Origin of the sequence: uncultured Abyssibacter sp., from assembly GCF_964000955.1 — a bacterium.
Classification (GTDB): domain Bacteria; phylum Pseudomonadota; class Gammaproteobacteria; order Nevskiales; family OUC007; genus Abyssibacter.
Genome location: NZ_CAXFCL010000240.1, coordinates 1 through 2,780 on the forward strand (window position 1 = coordinate 1; position 2,780 = coordinate 2,780).

Genomic DNA, 2,780 nt, shown 5'->3' on the forward strand with positions numbered 1-2,780 from the left:
CCCGCCTCGATCTGGTCTGTCGACGCAGTGAGTTCGGGCGGCGTCGGGATCGGCACCGGCGTGTTCTTCGGCGGCGGCAGTTTGCCGTCGGCGCCGAGCTTGAACGTCAACACGCGGGACTCGGACTGGCGGCGCACGATGTCCTCCACCGCGCCACCTGCGACGAGCGCGAACGCTCCGCCCCAGCCCGCCATGAAGGTCACGTACTGCTCGCCGTCGATCGCATAGGTCATCGGTGCGGCGATGACGCCGGTATTGGCCGGGGACTCCCACAACAGTTCACCGGAATCCGCGGCGTAGGCCGTGACGCGTCCATCCGCGGTGCCCTGGAAGACCAGGTTGCCGGCGGTGGTCAGCGTGCCGCCATTCCACGGCGAGGCGTAGTCCGCGGTCCAGGCCGCCTCCTGCCTGACGGGATCCCAGGCGAGCAGCTGACCGGCAAATTGCGCGCCCACGGCCTCGAGCTCTGCGGGGTCTTCCGGAATCTTCATCGGCTTGAGGCCGACGTTCCACAGATTCAGCGCATGGGCCGGGACCTTGCCCTCGTCCTCGAACAGATGTCCGGTGATCTGCGCCGGGATGTAGACCAGCCCGGTCCGCGGGTTGTAGGACATGGGCTGCCAGTTGTGCGCGCCATAAGGACTGGGCAGGACCAGCTTGGGGGTTTCGCTGTAGTCGGCGAGCCCGGTCTTGATCGGCCTCCCGGTTTCTATGTCGATGCCGCTGGCCCAGTTGATCGGCACGAAGGCTTCGGCGGAGATCAGCTCGCCGGTCTCGCGGTCGATGACGTAGAAGAAACCGTTCTTGGGCGCCTGCATCAGCACCTTGCGCATGTCACCGTCAATGGGGATGTCCGCCAGCACGATGTGCTGCGTGGCGGTGTAGTCCCAGCTGTCCCCGGGCGTGGTCTGGTAGTGCCAGACGTACTCGCCGGTGTCCGGTTTCAGCGCGACGATGGAGGACAGGTACAGGTTGTCGCCCTTGCCCTCGGAGCGGTAATTGATGTTCCACGGCGAGCCGTTGCCGGTGCCGATGTACAGCAGGTCCAGTTCGGGGTCGTAGGCCATGGAATCCCAGACCGTGCCGCCGCCGCCCTGCTTGTAGTACACGTCGCCGAACCAGGTTTTCTGTGCGGCTTCCATCGCCGCGTTCTCGGCTGGCTGGGCGGGATCGCCCGGTACCGTGTACCAACGCCACAGCATCTCGCCGGTCGCGGCGTCGTAGGCGGAGACATAGCCCCTCACGCCCAGCTCGGCGCCGCCATTGCCGATGATCACCTTGCCGTCGATGATGCGCGGCGCGCCGGTCACCGTGTAGTTCTTGGTCGTGTCCACCGTCTGTGTGGACCAGACCTCCTCGCCGGTGCGGGCATCGAGGGCGATCAGACGTCCGTCATAGGCGCCGAGATACAGCTTTCCCTTCCAGGGAGCGACGCCACGGTTGACCACGCCGCAGCAGCCGCGGCCGGCGATGGAGCGGTCCACGCCGGGATCGTATTTCCACAGCAGCTCGCCGGACACCGGGTCCAGCGCGTAGACGATGCTGTAGGCGCCGGTGGTGTACATGACGCCGTCGACGACGATGGGCGTGGCCTCGGTGCCGCGATCCACGTCCAGCTTGAACTGCCAGGCCAGTCCCAGATCGGCGACATTGCCATCGGTGATCCGGTCCAGCGGCGAGTAGCGCTGTTCGTCGTAGGTCCGTCCATGACTCATCCACTCGCCCGGGGCCTGGTCGGCCGAGATCAGCCGGTCGCCATCGACCCAGGCGGTCTTGCGATCGGGAGCGGCGGTGGCTGCCGGCGCGTCATCCGATGGCGTTTTGGAGCACGCGGAGACCACCAGGCCGGTGCAGAGAACGGCGGCCAGCGCCGGGGTGACGGACGGACGGGGGCTGATGCGCATGGGTGTCTCCTCCCTGAAACATGCGAAAAGGTCGTTCAAGCGACTCTGATTCCTCGGCCATCAGCATATATCAGAGCACCCCTCGCCTTGCCTAGACAGGGCGTCTCGGCCAGAATATCGCCCCATTTTGCGCAGCAAGGCCGGTCATTTCGCCGGCCTTTTTGCTCCGAACCTTCCTTCAGGCCCAGGTCTACATGGTTGACTCCACGTCTCCGCGTCTTCGCGCCAACGCCATCCGTGCGCTGGCCATGGACGCCGTCCAGGCCGCCAATTCGGGACACCCCGGCATGCCCATGGGCATGGCCGACATTGCGGAAGTCCTCTGGCGCGACGTGCTCAGGCACAACCCCAACAACCCGCTCTGGTTCGACCGCGATCGTTTCGTGCTGTCGAACGGACACGGTTCCATGCTGCTCTACGCGGTGCTGCATCTCACCGGTTATGACCTGGGGCTCGATGATCTGAAGGCGTTCCGCCAGCTGCATTCGCGAACGCCCGGGCATCCGGAGTACCGCGAAACGCCGGGCGTTGAGACGACCACCGGTCCGCTGGGGCAGGGCATCGCCAACGGTGTCGGTATGGCGCTGGCCGAGCGGCTGCTGGCCGCCGAGTTCAATGTCGACGGTCACGACGTCGTCGTCATCGAACATGAACTCCCAGGTGAGCGCGGACGTGTTCCATCCGCCCGCCACTGGAAGAACCGCCGGGACAGATTCTGACGAGAACGCGTCCGGCACGGTGATGCCCGCCACGCTCGGGAGCTCAAGTCTGTCGGTTATCGCCGGGCAGGTTCCTGTGAGCGCAAATCCGCATCCCAGGGGCGCGAAGCCTATGAGCTGTTGCAGGAATGTGGTTCGTTCCTCGTCGGCGAAGACA

The 2,780-nt window shown here is 65.6% G+C and carries 1 protein-coding gene and 1 pseudogene; one reads left to right on the plus strand and one right to left on the minus strand.

Annotation, left to right across the window (positions count from 1 at the left end):
- Positions 1 to 1,904: PQQ-dependent dehydrogenase, methanol/ethanol family (locus tag ABNS06_RS11700; RefSeq protein WP_348674779.1), on the minus strand; the 1,904-nt coding region annotated here is incomplete at its 3' end.
- A 194-nt stretch (positions 1,905 to 2,098) separates the two neighbouring features.
- Here ABNS06_RS11700 and ABNS06_RS11705 point away from each other — a divergent pair.
- Positions 2,099 to 2,542: pseudogene (locus ABNS06_RS11705) on the plus strand (transketolase); the annotation flags it as partial.
- Positions 2,543 to 2,780 lie beyond the last annotated feature (238 nt).